The sequence below is a fragment of the Rouxiella badensis genome, from assembly GCF_026967515.2.
Classification (GTDB): Bacteria; Pseudomonadota; Gammaproteobacteria; order Enterobacterales; family Enterobacteriaceae; genus Rouxiella; species Rouxiella badensis.
This window is the reverse complement of sequence record NZ_CP114062.1, coordinates 2,218,809-2,236,433: the sequence shown is the minus strand read 5'-3', so window position 1 is coordinate 2,236,433 and position 17,625 is coordinate 2,218,809. Positions and strand designations below refer to the sequence as shown.

Genomic DNA, 17,625 nt, shown 5'->3' with positions numbered 1-17,625 from the left:
AGGCCATCAACGCATCGAACCAACTCGTTTGCCGGGAGCAATAACCTCAACCGTGACCAAACGAATTGACAGAATAGATTTTGAAAATGGGTGAATAATTGCAGTTATATGCCTTAAATGGACATGACTTTCAATGATTAACCCAAGATTGCGCAGATCATTTGTAACAAAAATGAACTCCAGCCGCACCATGTTTAGAAAATTTAACGCATTATTGGGATAAAAGCGGTGTCTCTTTGTTTCGAGCACGGTTTGGCACAAGACTCATCGACGGCGATTGTCTAGAATGGGCGTCGTATCTTATCAGAATGTGAAAAGGCGGTATTTGTGGATTTACTTTCTCTGTATGGGCTGTTTTTAGCCAAGATAGTCACCGTCGTGGTGGCCATTGGCGCACTGATTGTGCTGGTCATTGGGCTGCGTCACCGTAAATCGTCGGGTAAGGGGGAGCTACGCCTGACCGACCTGGGTGAAGAATATCGCGAAATGCAGCGCGAAATGCGCACCGCCCGCCTGAGTCCGGCAGAACAAAAACTTAGCCTTAAAGCGTTTAAAAAGCAGGAAAAAGCCGACGCTAAAGCGAAAAAGCAGCAGGCAAAAACCGGTACTACGTCCAGCAAACCCTGTTTGTATGTCCTTGATTTTAAAGGAAGCATGGGCGCACATGAAGTCACCTCTCTGCGTGAAGAGATCTCGGCGGTACTGGCGGTGGCAACTCCGCAGGATGAAGTCTTATTGCGCCTCGAAAGTCCGGGCGGCGTGGTGCACGGTTATGGTCTGGCGGCATCTCAGCTTGTTCGTCTGCGTCAGGCGGGGATTCGCCTGACCGTTGCGGTCGACAAAGTCGCAGCCAGCGGCGGTTACATGATGGCCTGCGTCGCTGACCGTATCGTGGCAGCACCGTTCGCCATCATCGGCTCGATTGGCGTCGTGGCACAGATCCCTAACTTCAGCCGTTTGCTGAAGAAAAACGATATCGACGTTGAGCTACACACTGCCGGTCAATATAAGCGCACCTTAACGCTGTTTGGTGAAAACACCGATGAAGGGCGTGAAAAGTTCCGCGAAGATTTAAACGAAACGCACGTGTTGTTTAAAGAGTTCGTGCACGAGAATCGTCCCTCTCTGGACATCGATTCTGTGGCAACCGGTGAGCACTGGTTCGGTACGCAGGCTCGTGAAAAAGGCCTGATTGACGCGGTGGGTACCAGCGACGATCTGCTGATTGCCGAAATGCAGAACCACGAGGTTATCTCAGTACGTTACGCACGTCGTAAACGTATGATGGACAGGTTCACCGGCAGTGCAGCAGAGAGCGCCGATCGTCTATTTTTACGCTGGTTGCAGCGAAGCGAAAAGCCGCTGTTGTAAATTTTCTAAAAGGGACTTCGGTCCCTTTTTTAATCTCAAAAAATTCGTTTTTCTATTAACTCACGGTCTAACTCTTTTTAATTAATAACCGCATCTTTTCGCCTAAAAAAGAAACTATTTTACCAGGTGGTATTTATCTGAAAAAAGATGGGCCAAATGTTTAAACATATTAAACACTGCGGGGGTTTTAGCGGTCGGTAATCCTTGTTCGTCGAGGAAGAATTCTCCGCTAAAAACCAACACATCGCCTTTTTGTTCGACTTCTGTTGCTATCATTCCCGGTAGATAATGTTCATGCTGGCGGATTGCTTTATTTGCTTCTATAAGTAGTGCTTCAGAAGTTATTGCCGCTGTGCTCGTGTGCATAAAAAGTGTTCCCCACTATAATCATTGGCGTAATTGTAATCCCGCAGCGGACAAGACCGCAATCGGTGTGTGGACATCTTCACTCAGCGTTGAACATATAATGTTCAGCTTGGCAGAAAGCGCATTTACGTGCTAATTAGGTTGCGTGGCAAATTTTATCAGGTAGAGTGTGGGATTTTCTGGCATCGGGTGGAATGATTTGTTTACGCTCGAAGGTTGTTTTAGACCATGATTGCGGTTTCCTTACCATCGTTCGGGCTCTTAACTCATTAAAATTCATGAGATTGCCCCTCTGGAGGACGATTGGATAGGCTGAGAGAAAAAATAGTTGATCTCCTGACTCACTGCCGCAATATAAAAAAAGACATTAAATGTGCCGCGGCATAAACAAGACAAAATCTTCTTTCCGAGAAGAATAATTTAGGTAAAAGGTAATTATGGGCAAAGCTCTCGTAATAGTTGAGTCCCCGGCAAAAGCCAAAACGATTAATAAATATTTAGGAAATGACTACGTGGTTAAGTCCAGCGTGGGTCATATCCGCGATTTACCAACCAGTGGCTCTGCGAGTAAAAAAAGCGCTGACTCAACCGAAGAAAAAACAAAGAAAAAAGTAAAAAAGGATGAGAAAACCGCGCTGGTTAATCGTATGGGCGTCGATCCGTATCACGGATGGGCTGCGCAGTATGAAATATTGCCAGGTAAAGAAAAGGTTGTCGCTGAGTTAAAATCTCTCGCAGAAAAAGCCGACCACATCTATCTCGCAACCGACCTTGACCGCGAAGGGGAAGCCATTGCATGGCACCTGCGGGAAGTGATTGGGGGTGACGATAAACGCTTTAGCCGCGTTGTTTTTAATGAAATAACCAAGAATGCCATTCAACAGGCATTCGAACAGCCGGGTGAGCTAAATATTGCCCGCGTTAATGCCCAGCAGGCGCGTCGTTTCATGGACCGCGTTGTGGGTTACATGGTTTCTCCGCTGCTGTGGAAAAAGATTGCCCGTGGGCTCTCGGCTGGGCGCGTTCAGTCCGTTGCCGTACGTCTGGTGGTCGAACGTGAAAAAGAGATCAAAGCCTTTGTTCCCGAAGAGTATTGGGAGCTGCACGCCGATCTGCAGTCGAAAGAGAATATCGCTCTGCAGATGGAGGTGACGCATCACCTCGAGAAAGCGTTTAAGCCGGTTAACCGTGAGCAGACTCACGCCGCCGTCGCACTGCTCGAAAAAGCGCGCTACGACGTCGTTGACCGCGAAGATAAACCGACCAGCAGTAAGCCGGGTGCACCTTTTATTACTTCTACGCTGCAACAGGCGGCGAGCACCCGTCTGAGCTTTGGCGTGAAGAAAACCATGATGATGGCCCAGCGTCTGTATGAAGCCGGTCATATTACCTACATGCGTACCGACTCCACCAACCTGAGTCAGGATGCAGTAGAAATGGTGCGCGGCTACATCAACGATAATTTCGGTGAGAAATACCTGCCGAAAACTGCTAACCAATACAGCAACAAAGAAAATTCTCAGGAAGCACACGAAGCGATTCGTCCTTCCGACGTCAACGTGGTTTCCGAGCAGTTGAAAGACATGGAAGCGGACGCCCAGCGTTTGTATCAGCTGATCTGGCGTCAGTTCGTCGCCTGTCAGATGGTGCCAGCACAGTATGACTCCACCACGCTGACCGTGAAAGCCGGCGACTATTCGCTGCGTGCTAAAGGTCGTACCTTGCGCTTTGACGGCTGGACCCACGTGATGCCTGCGCTACGCAAGGGCGATGAAGACCGCACGCTGCCGCCTATCGAAGTCGGAAGTACGCTTGAGCTGCAACAGCTGCTGCCAACGCAACACTTCACCAAGCCGCCAGCGCGTTTCAGCGAAGCGTCGCTGGTTAAAGAGTTAGAAAAACGCGGTATTGGCCGTCCGTCCACCTATGCGTCGATCATTTCGACCATTCAGGACAGGGGCTATGTGCACGTCGAGAATCGCCGTTTCTATGCCGAGAAAATGGGTGAGATAGTTACCGATCGTCTGGAAGATAACTTCCGCGAACTGATGAACTATGACTTCACCGCGCGCATGGAAGACGGTCTTGATGAGGTCGCCAACAATAAGGCCGAGTGGAAAGGCGTACTGGATGACTTCTTCACCCAGTTCAGCCAGCAGCTTGAAATCGCCGAAAAAGATCCGGAAGAGGGCGGAATGCGCCCGAACCAGATGGTGATAACCAGCATCGACTGCCCGACCTGTGGCCGTCCGATGGGCATCCGTACCGCGACCACTGGCGTGTTCCTCGGCTGTTCCGGCTATGCGTTGCCGCCGAAAGAGCGCTGTAAGACCACCATTAACCTGGTGCCGGAATCTGAAGTTCTCAACGTTCTCGAAGGGGACGACGCAGAAACCAACGCCCTGCGCGCCCGCCGCCGCTGCACCAAGTGTGGTACTGCGATGGACAGCTACCTGATTGATACCAATCGCAAGCTGCACGTATGCGGTAACAACCCGGCCTGCGATGGTTACGAAATCGAAGAAGGCGAGTTCCGCATCAAGGGTTACGACGGTCCGGTTGTCGAGTGCGACAAGTGTGGTTCCGAAATGCACCTGAAAATGGGCCGTTTCGGTAAATACATGGGCTGTACCAACGAGACCTGTAAGAACACTCGCAAGATCCTGCGTAACGGTGATGTTGCACCGCCGAAGGAAGATCCGGTGCCTCTGCCAGAACTGCCTTGTGAAAAATCCGATGCGTATTTCGTTCTGCGTGACGGTGCTGCCGGCGTGTTCCTGGCGGCCAATACCTTCCCTAAATCGCGCGAAACGCGTGCGCCTTTAGTCGAAGAGTTGCTGCGCTTCAAAGACCGTTTGCCTGAAAAACTGAGCTACCTGGCCGATGCGCCGGTCGCCGACCCAGAAGGTAATAAGTCGATGGTGCGCTTCAGCCGGAAGACTAAGCAGCAATACGTGTCTTCTGAGAAAGACGGTAAAGCGACAGGCTGGACGGCGTTCTTCGTTGACGGCAAGTGGGTGGAAGGCAAAAAGTAAGTCTTAACGGCTTTCTGACCTGCGAATCATAAAAACCAGCCTTAATGGCTGGTTTTTTTATTGTAATAAGGCCAATCACCGTTAGACTTTATTGCCGAAGCGGCATTGCACTCAGCATCATAAAGAAATCTTGAGTTTTTTATAATCAGGTGCGAGACAAAATCAATTGATAAATGATATTGTTGTTATATAAAATACTGTTTTTATGCATTATTAGAATGAGTTGGCTTACACACAACAGAACACCCCTTTCTTGCTGTCGGCGGGCTGGCGCGCAAAATTTTGACCAGTAATACGTTCGTCAGCAATGACCACGGGAGCTTTCGGGCAGGGTTTAACACTAGGATGGTATAAGATATGAAATTGCAGCAACTGCGTTACATCGTAGAAGTTGTTAATCACAATCTGAACGTCTCTTCGACGGCAGAAGGCCTCTACACCTCACAGCCAGGCATCAGCAAGCAAGTGCGCATGCTGGAAGATGAACTCGGGATCCAGATTTTTGCCCGCAGCGGTAAACATCTCACTCAGGTTACGCCTGCGGGGCAGGAAATTATCCGTATCGCCCGCGAAGTGCTGTCGAAAGTTGATGCGATTAAAGCCGTAGCTGGAGAGCATACCTATCCTGATAAGGGGTCGCTTTATGTTGCCACGACGCATACTCAGGCGCGCTACGCCTTGCCTAACGTTATCAAGGGCTTTATTGAACGCTATCCGCGAGTTTCTTTGCACATGCATCAAGGGTCACCCACGCAAATAGCCGAGGCGGTATCGAAGGGGAATGCTGATTTTGCCATCGCAACCGAAGCGCTGCACCTTTACGATGACCTGATCATGCTGCCTTGCTATCACTGGAACCGTGCGGTAGTAGTTCAACCGGATCACCCATTGGCGGGCAAAGAAAAAGTCAGCATTGAAGAGCTGGCGTCCTATCCTATCGTGACTTATACCTTCGGATTTACCGGACGTTCAGAGCTGGATACGGCGTTCAACCGTGCCGGATTAACCCCTCGCATCGTCTTTACCGCGACCGACGCCGACGTTATCAAGACTTACGTGCGTTTAGGGCTAGGGGTCGGCGTTATCGCCAGCATGGCGGTCGATCCGGTACAGGATCCAGACCTGGTGACCGTCGATGCCAGCGATATCTTCACCCATAGCACCACCAAAATCGGCTTTCGTCGCAGCACCTTCCTGCGCAGCTACATGTACGATTTTATCCAGCGTTTCGCGCCGCACCTCACGCGTGACGTGGTCGACAGTGCCATCGCACTGCGCTCTAACGAGGATATTGAAGCGCTGTTTAAAGACATCAAACTGCCGCACAAGTAATCCTGCTTCCTTAACCCAGGCCGCCGAGAGTGTGGCCTGGGTCGTTTTACGCCTGTCCTAACGCCTTTCTCACCGCCGCAAATCACCCAATGTCTATACGCCAAGTTCAAACATCTCATCATCCGTCTGGTAGGTGTCTCAAGGTCTACGCCATGGCACGACTCTCTCAAGCGTGGAAAGGGATAACAAGGCGAGGGATTTGATGGACTTATTCAGTTTGATAGGGGGAACGGGCGGGGGGTTTGGCACAGCAGGTTGCCACTTCGGAAATTAGCCTTTCGTGTTGTTATCAAAATGTTAATGATAATTTGTGTTATCTTTATTAGAGCACTTACTGTCTGACGGGTCTTTCTCATCAGCTGAACTAGAATGTTTATGCCATAAACAAAAAAAGCGCGTTAAAAGGAGAAGCTATGTCGTCCGATCTTCGCAAGAATAGTCAGGATAAGCTGGCAAACCTCGATAAGGAATATCACTTTTACAGCTTACCCAAAGCCGCCGCCACACTAGGCAATATCGACCGATTGCCTAAGTCTATGAAAGTTTTGCTCGAAAATCTGCTGCGTAACGTTGAAGGCGATACCGTCACCGAAGACGATCTGCAGGCGATTGTCGACTGGCAAAAAACGGGCCACGCCGACAGGGAAATTGCCTATCGCCCGGCCCGTGTCCTGATGCAGGACTTCACTGGGGTCCCCGCCGTTGTTGACCTGGCCGCTATGCGCGAGGCCGTTGAGCGCCTGGGCGGCAACGTCAATCAGGTTAATCCTCTGTCTCCGGTTGATCTGGTGATTGACCACTCCGTTACCGTGGATGAGTTCGGCGACCGTGCCGCCTTCGGCGAGAACGTCAAACTGGAAATGGAGCGTAATCACGAGCGCTATATCTTCCTGCGCTGGGGCCAAAAAGCCTTTAACCGTTTCCGCGTCGTGCCGCCGGGTACCGGGATTTGCCACCAGGTTAACCTCGAATATCTCGGCCAGACCGTATGGCATGAACAGCAGGACGGCCGTGAAGTGGCCTATCCTGATACGCTGGTCGGCACCGACTCCCATACCACCATGATAAACGGCCTCGGCGTTTTGGGTTGGGGCTGTGGGGGGATTGAGGCCGAAGCGGCGATGCTCGGACAACCGGTATCGATGCTTATCCCTGACGTCGTCGGATTTAAACTGACCGGCAAGCTGGGTGAGGGCATCACGGCGACCGATCTGGTATTGACCGTGACGCAGATGCTGCGTAAACACGGCGTGGTCGGTAAGTTCGTCGAATTTTACGGTGACGGTCTGGCGGATCTGCCGCTGGCCGATCGTGCGACCATCGCCAATATGTCCCCAGAATTTGGTGCTACCTGCGGCTTCTTCCCGGTGGATGAAGTTACGTTGAGCTACATGAAACTCAGCGGACGCAGCGACGAACAGATTGCGCTGGTACAGGCGTACAGCAAGGCGCAGGGGTTGTGGCGCGAAAAAGGCGATGAGCCTATTTTTACCAGCACGCTCCATCTCGATATGGCGCAGGTCGAGTCCAGTCTGGCAGGGCCAAAGCGTCCTCAGGACCGCGTCGCGCTGCCGAATGTGCCGCAGGCGTTTAAGGCCGCGACTGAACTCGAATTTAGCAACAGCAAAACCCAGCACCGCGACAGCGTGGATTTTAGCTATAAAAACCAGTCGCTACAGCTGAAGACCGGTGCCGTCGTGATAGCGGCTATCACCTCCTGCACCAACACCTCCAACCCGAGCGTGTTGATGGCCGCGGGCCTGCTGGCCAAGAACGCCGTCGCCAAAGGGCTGAAAAGTAAACCTTGGGTGAAAACGTCATTGGCACCGGGTTCTAAAGTGGTGACCGATTATCTTAAAGCCGCAGGCCTGATGCCTGAGCTGGAAAAACTGGGCTTTAATCTGGTGGGTTACGGGTGTACCACCTGTATCGGTAACTCGGGTCCGCTGCCAGACCCTATCGAAGCTGCAATAAAGCAGGCTGATTTGACCGTCGGTGCCGTGCTTTCGGGCAACCGTAACTTCGAGGGTCGTATTCATCCGCTCATTAAAACCAACTGGCTTGCGTCACCCCCGCTGGTGGTGGCCTATGCGCTGGCGGGCAATATGTCGGTCGACTTGACCCATGATTCGCTGGGTGAAGACAGCCACGGCAATCCGGTTTATCTGCGTGACATCTGGCCATCATCGAATGAAATTGCCAAGGCCGTTGAGCAGGTTACGACGGAGATGTTCCATAAAGAGTATGCCGAAGTGTTTAATGGTGACAAGGACTGGCAGAACATCCAGGTCGAAGGCACGCCGACCTATGCCTGGCAGGAAGATTCGACCTACATTCGTCATCCGCCGTTCTTCAGCACCATGAAGGCTGAACCTGATCCCGTTCAGGACATCAAGGATGCCCGTATTCTGGCGATTCTGGCTGACTCGGTGACCACCGACCACATTTCTCCGGCCGGTAACATCAAACTCGAGAGTCCGGCAGGCCGCTACCTCAGCGAGCATGGCGTTAAACCCGGTGACTTCAACTCCTACGGTTCGCGCCGTGGTAACCATGAAGTCATGATGCGCGGTACGTTCGCCAATATTCGTATTCGTAACGAAATGGTGCCCGGTGTCGAAGGCGGCGTGACGCGACACATTCCTTCCGGTGACCAACTGGCGATTTACGATGCGGCGATGCGTTATGAAAAAGAGGGCGTGCCGCTGGCGGTGATCGCGGGCAAAGAGTATGGTTCCGGCTCCAGCCGTGACTGGGCAGCGAAAGGGCCAAGACTGCTCGGCGTACGCGTGGTGATTGCTGAATCCTTCGAACGTATTCACCGTTCAAACCTGATAGGGATGGGGATCCTGCCGCTGGAGTTCCCACAGGGCGTGACGCGCAAAACGCTGAACCTCAAGGGCGATGAAACCATTAGCGTAAGCGGTATGCAGTCGCTCAAGCCGGGTCAGGACGTGCCGGTGCATATTACCTACGCCGACGGTAAAAAAGAGGTGATTAACGCACGCAGCCGTATCGATACCGGCAACGAGTTAACCTACTTCGAGAACGGCGGCATCCTGCATTATGTTATCCGTAAAATGCTCTGATAGCGGTCATTCAGGCATAAAAAAAGCACCGAATCTTCGGTGCTTTTTTGTTGGACACAGTAAACATTACTTGTCCAAAAGATGGCCCATTTTCGCGGCCTTGGTCGCCAGATAGTGTTCGTTCTTCGGGTTGCGACCGACGATTAACGGCACACGTTCGACGATGTTGATCCCGGCCTCGGTCAGAATTTCGACCTTTTTCGGGTTGTTGGTCAACAGGCGAACGGCATCAACTCCGAGCAGCTTGAACATATCTGCGCACAGGGTGAAGTCGCGTTCATCTGCTGCAAAGCCGAGCTGGTGGTTGGCTTCGACGGTGTCGTAGCCTTTATCCTGCAGGGCATACGCGCGAATTTTATTCAGCAGGCCGATGTTGCGCCCTTCCTGGCGGTGATACATCAGAATACCGCGCCCCTCTTCGGCGATGTGATTCAACGCTGCCTCGAGTTGGAAGCCGCAGTCACAGCGCAGGCTGAACAGGGCATCGCCCGTCAGACATTCGGAATGCACTCGTGCGAGCACCGGCGTATCGCCGTTAATGTCCCCGAAAACCAGCGCCAGGTGATCGTGTCCGGTTGCCAATTCTTCAAAACCCACCATCAGGAAATCGCCCCAAGGTGTTGGCAGTTTGGCTTCTGCCACCCGTTTCAGCTGCATGTTACTCTCCAAAACCTGCAAATATTCTTAATTCTTGTGGCGCATCCTACGTAGAGATGAACGGGTTGACCAGAAAAAATCAGCCGCGCCCCGAACATAGCCTTACTCACAAGTATATCATTCCCGGCTGGACTGCGTTGCAGGCCGCTGCGTAGAATGCGCATTATACATTTCATTTTCATGAATCTTTAGATATTAGGGCCATACAATGTTTCAAATCGCTATAAGGACCACCGGTGCAGCTCTGCTTCTATTACTGATGCCCGTACTAGTGTGGATGAGCGGTTGGCAGTGGGCCCCAGGTATGAGTGACCTCATCTTACGCCCCTTTTACGGGATAACAGAGACGGTTAGTGCGCCGTGGGGCACATTGACCAACATTTTGCTCTGCGTTTGGTTTCTGTGGTGTTTACGCTACCGCATTAAGCCGGCGATTGTTTTGATTGTGCTGCTGAGCGCGGCGGTGCTTATCGGGCAGGGGATCAAGACCTACGTTAAGCAGCAAGTGCAGGAACCGCGCCCTTACGTGCAGTGGCTGGGTAAAACACAGGACATGGACGTGACTGCCTTCTACCAGCAGAAAAGCAAAGCCCGCGGCCAGCAGGTAAAGCAGGAATTAGAAAATAACGCGCAAATCCCGCGCTGGCTGGCCAAAAGTTGGCAGGCGGACACCGGCTTCTCGTTCCCCTCGGGACATACGATGTTTGCCGCCAGTTGGGCGCTGCTTGGTGTGGGTCTGCTGTGGCCACGTCGTCATTATAAGACCGTTGCGGTGCTGATGGTGTGGGCCGCGTTAGTGATGGGCAGCCGCCTGCTGCTGGGCATGCACTGGCCGAGAGACCTGATGGCGTCGGTGGGTATCAGCTGGGTACTCATTACCCTGGCCTGCTGGATAGCACAAAAAGTGTGCGGATCCTTCGCGCCACCACCGCAGGAGCAGCAGGAGATAACCGAGCGTGAACCTGAATAATCGCGCTGACCTTTAATTTTTGCTCGCTAGCCCCATATATTTATTGTGGTGACAAAATAAACGGTCGGGAAAACGTATTGTGACCGTAGGGTTACACATAACGGGTTGCATAATCGCCTGACTGTATGAACTTTCTGCAATGCCGGCATTATCCGGCCTCAAAGTTTCCCAGCTGCGGAAGGAAATGCTAACTTATTAGGTCAGGACGTCAGTTTTTGGCATAATTTATCCGGACTCTCCGGCATTACAGGAATGAATGTGAAATATTTGCTGATTTTTTTGTTCGTGCTGGTCATCGTCGTGATTTCTATCACTCTGGGTGCCCACAACGATCAGGTAGTGACTTTTAATTATTTACTGGCGCAGGGCGATTATCGCGTATCAACGCTGTTAGCCGTGCTGTTTGCGACCGGCTTTGTGTTGGGATGGATAATCTGCGGTCTGTTTTATTTGCGCATACGTCTATCTCTCAGCCGTGCACAGCGTAAAATTAAACGTCTAGAGCAGCAAATTGCACCGGTCACGACCGAACCTGCCGTGCCGCAGCACCCGGTCAGTAAGGAATAACCTTTTATGTTAGAACTGCTGTTTCTGTTATTGCCCGTCGCCGCCGCTTACGGCTGGTACATGGGGCGCAGAAGCTCACAACAGGACAAACAGCAGAATGCCAACCGTTTATCTCGCGAGTATGTGGCAGGCGTAAACTTTTTACTCTCCAATCAGCAAGATAAAGCGGTAGACCTGTTTCTCGATATGTTGAAAGAGGACAGCAACACCGTTGAGGCGCATCTGACGCTGGGGAACCTCTTCCGTTCACGCGGCGAGGTCGATCGGGCCATCCGTATCCACCAGTCGCTGATGGAGAGCGCGTCGCTGACCTTCGAACAGCGTCTGCTCGCCGTGCAGCAGCTTGGGCGTGACTATATGGCCGCGGGTTTCTATGACCGCGCCGAAGACATGTTCAATCAGCTGGTGAAAGAGGAAGACTTCCAGCTCTTTGCCCTGCAACAGCTGCTGATTATTCATCAGGCAACCAGCGACTGGCAAAGTGCTATCGAGGTTGCCGAGAAGCTCATTAAGCTTGGAAAAACCAACAAACGTCAGGAGATCGCGCATTTCTACTGCGAGCTGGCGTTGCAGGCCATGTCCAGCGATGACCTCGACAAGGCCAGCGGACTGCTGAAAAAAGCCGCCTCTGCCGATAAGCTCTGTGCCCGAGTATCCATCATGCAGGGCAGAATTCTGCTGGCGCAGGCGGAATACGGCAAAGCCGCCGAGGCCCTCAAGCGCGTGCTCGAACAAGATAAAGAAGTGGTCAGTGAAACGCTGCCCATGCTGCAAGAGTGCTATCAGCATTTAGACAATCGTCTGGAGTGGGCCGAGTTTCTGAAACGCTGTGTGGATGAAAATACCGGTGCCACGGCTGAACTGATGCTGGCTGAAATCCTGCAACAGGAAGAAGGGCGTGAGGTGGCGCAGCTCTACATCAACCGCCAGCTTCAGCGTCACCCGACCATGCGCGTATTCCACCATTTGATGGATTATCACCTGGCGGATGCCGAGGAGGGGCGTGCGAAAGAGAGCCTGGTGCTGCTGCGTGACATGGTCGGTGAACAGATCCGCACCAAGCCGCGTTATCGCTGCCATAAGTGTGGTTTTACGGCACATTCGCTGTATTGGCATTGCCCGTCATGCCGAGCCTGGGCGACGGTGAAACCGATTCGTGGTCTCGACGGACAATAAAAAAGAAGGGCGTTATTTCTTTTTGCTGTGAGTTTTAGTCGGGGCTTTGTTGATCAGTTGGCGCAGTTTTTTGAGTTCTTTTTGGGTGAGTGCCGGTTCGGTATTTTCACCCAAGTGCTGATTATCAATCTCTGGTTCTTCTACTTTCGCGACCTTCCTGCTTTTCTTGTCTTCTGCTGCAATAAAACTTTCTTCGAGTCGTGCACAGACTTCGGCACTGAGAGAATGTTCACCCTGTAACGCCGCTTCACGGATTTGCTCTTTCAGCGCCAAAGGGATTTTAATAGTTAACGTTGATATCTCACTCATATTTAAGCTTTCCTAAATATAAAACACCAAAGTATGTCAGCTGAGGCAGGCTGTCCACGCGTTCACAAAAAATTCATAAAACTGTAACAAAAGCATCGTTCATTTGTCGTGAAAACGATTGGCTGGGATTTATCGGTCATGCCATGTAGAATGCGGGCGTCACAATTTTGTCGTACACTATTTTTGTTCAAAACTTACAAGAGGTTGAAGAAATGAAGTCCGAAAATAACCCTAATAACAACGACTTGAAATCATCACCAATTGTAGTCGCCCTTGATTACGCAAATAAGTCAGCGGCGTTAGATTTTGTTGACCGTATTGACCCTCGCGACTGTCGCCTGAAAATCGGCAAAGAGATGTTTACGCTGTTTGGACCGCAGCTGGTGAAAGATCTGCATGCCCGCGACTTTGACGTCTTTCTCGATCTGAAATTTCACGACATTCCTAACACCGTGGCGCACGCTATCGCGGCTGCGGCCGATCTCGGCGTGTGGATGGTTAACGTTCACGCCAGCGGTGGTGCACGTATGATGGCTGCTGCGAAAAATGCGCTACAGCCATTTGGTCAGGACGCACCTTTGCTGATAGCTGTTACCGTGCTCACCAGCATGGAAGCCAGCGATTTAGCCGATTTGGGTATCAACCTTAGCCCGGCGGACTATGCGCTGCGACTGGCTACACTGACTCGTGACTGTGGCCTTGATGGCGTTGTGTGTTCTGCACAGGAAGCGGTGGCCTTCAAATCGCAGCTGGGTCAGGCATTTAAGCTGGTGACTCCGGGCATTCGTCCCGCGGGTAGCGCCGCCGACGATCAGCGCCGCGTGATGACGCCGCGCGATGCACAGCTGGCAGGGGTAGATTACATGGTCATTGGCCGTCCAATTACGCAGTCTGCCGACCCGGCACAGACGCTGCGTGATATTCGCACCTCTCTGGCATAAAAGGACAGGGTTAATGAAAAATGACGATAACAGCCGGCTGGTTTATTCCACTGAGAGCGGCAGGATTGACGAGCCGAAGGCCAAAATCGAAAGACCGAAGGGCGATGGCGTAGTTCGCATTCAACGCCAGACCAGCGGGCGTAAAGGCAAAGGCGTCTGTCTGATTACCGGCGTTGACCTCGATGATGCCGCATTAGACAAGCTTGCGGCCGAGTTGAAAAAGAAGTGTGGCTGCGGTGGGGCAGTCAAAGACGGCGTGATTGAGATTCAGGGAGACAAAAGGGATTTGCTAAAGCAGCTGTTAGAGGCAAAAAACTTTAAGGTCAAACTCGCAGGTGGGTAAAGCCTGAACTCTCTTTAAATAGCAATCTGCTGCTTTTGAAGGCAGCAGATTGGTCATAAATAAAATTCTTACGTCTTTTCAGAAAACAACCGTTTTGTTTCTTTAAAACTTTTTTAAAACAGTCGCCGATTCCTCAGAGATTTAATAACTGAATATTTAAGCCATTAAGTATAAATAAACCGTAATTAATTTACTTTAACTTAACGTGGTTTATTTCGCTTAGTTTTAAGGCCTTTACTTATCGGTTAACCTGATGACCTACAACACCACCTACTGCCGCGCCACCAATCGTACCCAGAGCACTACCGTTGGTCAGTACGGCGCCACCCAGAGCACCGACACCGGCACCAATGGCAGTATTACGACCACGGTGTGACATGTTTCCACATGCGCTCACAGACATTACAACAGCAAGTACCATACCAATAGTGGCAATACGTTTATTTAAGAACATTGTCGTTCTCCTAAGAAAGGATATCACTAGCATTTCGTTAATAAGTATAGTTAAAAAAAATCATCTCCGCGGGATTAGCGTAAATTACTCATAACCGCATTGGGAAAACAGGTAAATAGTCTTAATTAAAATTTCATTCTTTTTAACAGCACAAAGCGTCACCTTTTGAAAACGCCGTAAGGCAGTCAGTTTTTTCATCGCAGCAGAACAGCACGCACTCTTTAGCTATTTTCACCATACCCCTAAAAGCCTCCTGCTCCGAGAATAAGTAAAAGGGCAGATAAAGGACATTCCGATGCTTAAACAATTGAAAGAACAGGTTCTCGAAGCCAATCTTGCGCTGCCCAGACATCATCTGGTGACCTTTACCTGGGGCAACGTCAGTGCAATTGACAGACAGCAGGGGCTGATGGTGATTAAACCTTCCGGTGTGGAGTATGAGCATATGACGCTGGATGACATGGTGGTGGTTGAGGTTGAAAGTGGCAGAGTCGTTGAAGGCAGTAAAAAACCGTCGTCTGACACCGATACTCACCGTGTTCTCTATATGCGATTTAACGAGATAGGCGGCATTGTGCATACCCACTCACGTCACGCGACTATCTGGGCGCAGGCCGGGCTGGATATTCCAGCCTGGGGCACGACGCACGCCGACTATTTCTATGGCGCAGTCCCCTGTACACGCAAGATGACCGACGATGAGATTGCCGACAAATATGAATGGCAGACCGGCGAGGTTATTGTTGAAACCTTTGCCGAGCGCGGCCTGTCGTCAAAAGACGTGCCCGCCGTGTTGGTTCATTCGCACGGCCCCTTTGCCTGGGGAACAGACGCCGATAATGCGGTACATAATGCGGTGGTCCTCGAGGAAGTCGCTTATATGGGGATCTTCTCGCAACAGCTGACGCCGCGGCTGGAGGTGATGCAGGCATCGCTGCTCGACAAACACTATCTGCGCAAACACGGTAAGAATGCCTACTACGGGCAATAAAATCACCGCCTTTGCACTTCCAAGAGACTCGCGCCCGCATCCTCCCCGATGTGGGTTTTTTTTGTTGGCCTCACAAAATAGAAACAACTGATCTTAAAAATAGAAACACTGTTTCATTTTTATGGTTGCGATCACTTTTATTTGTTCAATAAATGGCTAATTTAGCACCCATCGGCGAGTTTACTGTCGCTTTCCAGCCGTAGCGCCAGCTCGTTAACCGCAATGACTGCTTAACTGACCCGGTGGGAATAACATGCGAATTAAACGTGCAATCGAAAAAATCCCTGGCGGAATGATGCTGGTGCCGCTGTTCATTGGCGCAATCTGCCATACGCTAGCGCCGGATTCAGGCAAATATTTGGGGTCATTCTCCAATGGACTGATGACCGGCACAGTGCCCATTTTAGCGGTCTGGTTTTTTTGTATGGGTGCTTCAATCAAACTCAGTGCCACTGGGACGGTATTGCGTAAATCCGGCACGCTGGTGGTCACCAAAATCGCGATAGCCTGGATTGTTGCGGCCGTTGCCTCAAAATTTATCCCGGAACATGGCGTGGAAATCGGCTTTTTCGCCGGGCTATCAACGCTGGCGCTGGTGGCCTCGATGGACATGACCAACGGCGGACTTTATGCCTCTATCATGCAGCAATACGGAACCAAAGAGGAGGCGGGCGCATTTGTATTGATGTCGCTGGAGTCTGGCCCGCTGATGACGATGGTGATTCTGGGAACGGCAGGTATTGCCTCCTTCGAACCTCACGTATTTGTCGGTGCAGTCCTGCCGTTCCTGATAGGTTTTGCTCTGGGAAATCTGGACTCTGAACTGAGGGAGTTTTTTGGCAAGGCGGTGCAGACGCTGATCCCGTTCTTTGCCTTCGCACTGGGTAACACTATCAATCTGAGCGTGATCGCGCAAACCGGCCTGCTTGGCGTGCTACTGGGGATATCAGTCATTATTATCACCGGCATTCCGCTGATGCTGGCCGATAAATTTATCGGAGGCGGGGATGGAACCGCAGGTATCGCCGCGTCTAGCTCGGCGGGGGCGGCCGTAGCCACGCCAGTGCTAATAGCCGAAATGGTCCCTCAGTTTAAAGAGACAGCACCGGCCGCAACGGCGCTGGTGGCCACCTCGGTGATCGTCACTTCCGTATTAGTACCCGTGTTAACCGCGATGTGGTCACGCAGAATCAAAAATCGAGCCGTTAAGGGAAAAGTTATCGAAGAACAGATGGCTCGCATCAAATAAAACCTCGTTATCTTTAAAACGGCCAGCGCCTAATCTTCCTTCACTCCCCCTTTCACTGGCTTAGGTCGATGAGGGGGAATTCATTGAGTTCCGCTTTTAATCTTTAGAGGATTAATAAATTGATTATTTATCCTCTGACGCAAAGGGCCATTTTCTTATGTACTACGCCGTTCAGCGTGATTTCTTTTTCCGTTATGAAACCGTAGCGAGCGTACATTTTTTCAAGATGCGGCTTGGTGTCATCGGCTAAAAGAGAAAGTTTGCTGAGCTGATAGCGCAGAGCCTGCGTTTTGGTTGCGTCAATCAGATACCTTGAGAGTCCTTGCCCGCGAAAAGCAGGGTAAACCGACAGAGAATCGATATACAGCTCGTCGTCTTCAGCTTCTCTTACCAGAGGAAGTGTTGAGTCTGTCTCCGCGATAAAAGTGGGTTCCAGATAGCCGGGGAAAGCGAGAATACAGCCCGCGAGATGTCCCTCGATGAAGCAAGCCTGGGTGAACAGATAACTGTAGTAAACGTCCTCGCGGCAAAATCCTCGCCGATAAACCGCTTTCGCCTCCTGTAAATCGCTTTTTCCGGTGAGGTAAAGCAGCGCATTTTCATCGGCAAAGCTAATGAGCTCGATAACCTGTTCTGCGTCGTCTGCGGTGGCAGGTCGAATTACGGGAGAGTCAGTTTTCATGGGGGCTTCATCAAATTACGGACAAGAGTAAGGCAATAATACGCCTGTAAAAAGGCTCAGGCGTATTATCATTCCTTAAATCACAAATTACTC

At 51.2% G+C, this 17,625-nt stretch carries 16 protein-coding genes; 11 read left to right on the top strand and 5 right to left on the bottom strand.

Features of this window, described 5'->3' with window-relative positions:
• Positions 1-327 precede the first annotated feature (327 nt).
• A complete protein-coding gene (sohB, locus tag O1V65_RS10295) occupies positions 328-1,371 on the top strand; it encodes a protease SohB (RefSeq protein WP_269130481.1) in 1,044 nt (347 codons plus the stop codon).
• A 114-nt stretch (positions 1,372-1,485) separates the two neighbouring features.
• Here sohB and O1V65_RS10290 read toward each other — a convergent pair whose 3' ends face one another.
• Positions 1,486-1,737 (bottom strand): YciN family protein, encoded by a 252-nt coding sequence (locus O1V65_RS10290; protein ID WP_084912638.1) that lies wholly within the window; start codon positions 1,735-1,737, stop codon positions 1,486-1,488.
• A 437-nt stretch (positions 1,738-2,174) separates the two neighbouring features.
• Here O1V65_RS10290 and topA point away from each other — a divergent pair, with 437 nt between their 5' ends.
• From topA to acnA, 3 genes are all read left to right on the top strand, one after another.
• Positions 2,175-4,772 (top strand): type I DNA topoisomerase, encoded by a 2,598-nt coding sequence (gene topA, locus O1V65_RS10285; RefSeq protein WP_269130480.1) that lies wholly within the window; start codon positions 2,175-2,177, stop codon positions 4,770-4,772.
• 357 nt (positions 4,773-5,129) lie between these two features.
• Positions 5,130-6,104: an HTH-type transcriptional regulator CysB gene (gene cysB / locus O1V65_RS10280; protein ID WP_017493824.1), complete on the top strand. Its 975-nt coding sequence runs from the start codon at positions 5,130-5,132 to the stop codon at positions 6,102-6,104.
• Positions 6,105-6,517: 413 nt separating this feature from the next.
• On the top strand, positions 6,518-9,193 hold the full coding sequence (gene acnA / locus O1V65_RS10275) for an aconitate hydratase AcnA (protein WP_017493825.1): 2,676 nt from the start codon (positions 6,518-6,520) through the stop codon (positions 9,191-9,193).
• 66 nt (positions 9,194-9,259) lie between these two features.
• Here acnA and ribA read toward each other — a convergent pair whose 3' ends face one another.
• Positions 9,260-9,850, bottom strand: coding sequence for a GTP cyclohydrolase II (ribA, locus tag O1V65_RS10270; RefSeq protein WP_017493826.1), 591 nt, complete (start codon positions 9,848-9,850; stop codon positions 9,260-9,262).
• Positions 9,851-10,058: 208 nt separating this feature from the next.
• Here ribA and pgpB point away from each other — a divergent pair, with 208 nt between their 5' ends.
• The 3 genes from pgpB to lapB all read left to right on the top strand — a co-directional run bounded on the left by pgpB (position 10,059) and on the right by lapB (position 12,563).
• A complete protein-coding gene (gene pgpB / locus O1V65_RS10265; RefSeq protein ID WP_084913299.1) occupies positions 10,059-10,820 on the top strand; it encodes a phosphatidylglycerophosphatase B in 762 nt (253 codons plus the stop codon).
• Positions 10,821-11,078: 258 nt separating this feature from the next.
• The gene (locus tag O1V65_RS10260) at positions 11,079-11,387 is read left to right on the top strand and encodes a LapA family protein (RefSeq protein ID WP_017493828.1); all 309 of its coding nucleotides are present in this window, start codon (positions 11,079-11,081) and stop codon (positions 11,385-11,387) included.
• Positions 11,388-11,393: 6 nt separating this feature from the next.
• On the top strand, positions 11,394-12,563 hold the full coding sequence (lapB, locus tag O1V65_RS10255) for a lipopolysaccharide assembly protein LapB (protein ID WP_017493829.1): 1,170 nt from the start codon (positions 11,394-11,396) through the stop codon (positions 12,561-12,563).
• 12 nt (positions 12,564-12,575) lie between these two features.
• Here the strand turns inward: lapB and O1V65_RS10250 are convergent, their stop codons facing one another.
• Entirely contained in the window at positions 12,576-12,872 is a 297-nt protein-coding gene (locus tag O1V65_RS10250) for a hypothetical protein (protein WP_017493830.1), read from the bottom strand.
• A gap of 212 nt (positions 12,873-13,084) precedes the next feature.
• Between O1V65_RS10250 and pyrF the strand changes: the two genes are divergently transcribed.
• Together pyrF and yciH are read left to right on the top strand one after the other, a co-directional pair.
• On the top strand, positions 13,085-13,813 hold the full coding sequence (pyrF, locus tag O1V65_RS10245; RefSeq protein WP_017493831.1) for an orotidine-5'-phosphate decarboxylase: 729 nt from the start codon (positions 13,085-13,087) through the stop codon (positions 13,811-13,813).
• Positions 13,814-13,826: 13 nt separating this feature from the next.
• Positions 13,827-14,156 carry a stress response translation initiation inhibitor YciH gene (yciH, locus tag O1V65_RS10240; protein ID WP_017493832.1) on the top strand — a complete coding sequence of 110 codons (330 nt, stop codon included), beginning with the start codon at positions 13,827-13,829 and terminating at the stop codon, positions 14,154-14,156.
• Positions 14,157-14,394: 238 nt separating this feature from the next.
• Here yciH and osmB read toward each other — a convergent pair whose 3' ends face one another.
• Positions 14,395-14,610, bottom strand: a complete 216-nt coding sequence (gene osmB, locus O1V65_RS10235; protein ID WP_081601468.1) for an osmotically-inducible lipoprotein OsmB — start codon at positions 14,608-14,610, stop codon at positions 14,395-14,397.
• Positions 14,611-14,905: 295 nt separating this feature from the next.
• Between osmB and araD the strand changes: the two genes are divergently transcribed.
• Together araD and kdgT are read left to right on the top strand one after the other, a co-directional pair.
• Positions 14,906-15,601, top strand: a complete 696-nt coding sequence (gene araD / locus O1V65_RS10230; protein ID WP_017493230.1) for an L-ribulose-5-phosphate 4-epimerase — start codon at positions 14,906-14,908, stop codon at positions 15,599-15,601.
• 253 nt (positions 15,602-15,854) lie between these two features.
• The gene (kdgT, locus tag O1V65_RS10225) at positions 15,855-16,850 is read left to right on the top strand and encodes a 2-keto-3-deoxygluconate transporter (protein WP_269130479.1); all 996 of its coding nucleotides are present in this window, start codon (positions 15,855-15,857) and stop codon (positions 16,848-16,850) included.
• A 127-nt stretch (positions 16,851-16,977) separates the two neighbouring features.
• Here kdgT and O1V65_RS10220 read toward each other — a convergent pair whose 3' ends face one another.
• A complete protein-coding gene (locus O1V65_RS10220) occupies positions 16,978-17,532 on the bottom strand; it encodes a GNAT family N-acetyltransferase (RefSeq protein ID WP_269130478.1) in 555 nt (184 codons plus the stop codon).
• Positions 17,533-17,625: the final 93 nt, after the last annotated feature.

What these genes read in the sequence shown, in the direction of transcription:
- cysB (WP_017493824.1), top strand. Translation starts at nt 5,130, where the DNA reads ATGAAATTGCAGCAACTGCGTTACATCGTAGAAGTTGTTAATCACAAT.
- acnA (WP_017493825.1), top strand. Translation starts at nt 6,518, where the DNA reads ATGTCGTCCGATCTTCGCAAGAATAGTCAGGATAAGCTGGCAAACCTC.
- pyrF (WP_017493831.1), top strand. Translation starts at nt 13,085, where the DNA reads ATGAAGTCCGAAAATAACCCTAATAACAACGACTTGAAATCATCACCA.
- osmB (WP_081601468.1), bottom strand. Translation starts at nt 14,610, where the DNA reads ATGTTCTTAAATAAACGTATTGCCACTATTGGTATGGTACTTGCTGTT.
- pgpB (WP_084913299.1), top strand. Translation starts at nt 10,059, where the DNA reads ATGTTTCAAATCGCTATAAGGACCACCGGTGCAGCTCTGCTTCTATTA.
- lapB (WP_017493829.1), top strand. Translation starts at nt 11,394, where the DNA reads ATGTTAGAACTGCTGTTTCTGTTATTGCCCGTCGCCGCCGCTTACGGC.
- yciH (WP_017493832.1), top strand. Translation starts at nt 13,827, where the DNA reads ATGAAAAATGACGATAACAGCCGGCTGGTTTATTCCACTGAGAGCGGC.
- O1V65_RS10290 (WP_084912638.1), bottom strand. Translation starts at nt 1,737, where the DNA reads ATGCACACGAGCACAGCGGCAATAACTTCTGAAGCACTACTTATAGAA.
- O1V65_RS10250 (WP_017493830.1), bottom strand. Translation starts at nt 12,872, where the DNA reads ATGAGTGAGATATCAACGTTAACTATTAAAATCCCTTTGGCGCTGAAA.
- araD (WP_017493230.1), top strand. Translation starts at nt 14,906, where the DNA reads ATGCTTAAACAATTGAAAGAACAGGTTCTCGAAGCCAATCTTGCGCTG.
- O1V65_RS10220 (WP_269130478.1), bottom strand. Translation starts at nt 17,532, where the DNA reads ATGAAAACTGACTCTCCCGTAATTCGACCTGCCACCGCAGACGACGCA.
- ribA (WP_017493826.1), bottom strand. Translation starts at nt 9,850, where the DNA reads ATGCAGCTGAAACGGGTGGCAGAAGCCAAACTGCCAACACCTTGGGGC.
- topA (WP_269130480.1), top strand. Translation starts at nt 2,175, where the DNA reads ATGGGCAAAGCTCTCGTAATAGTTGAGTCCCCGGCAAAAGCCAAAACG.
- kdgT (WP_269130479.1), top strand. Translation starts at nt 15,855, where the DNA reads ATGCGAATTAAACGTGCAATCGAAAAAATCCCTGGCGGAATGATGCTG.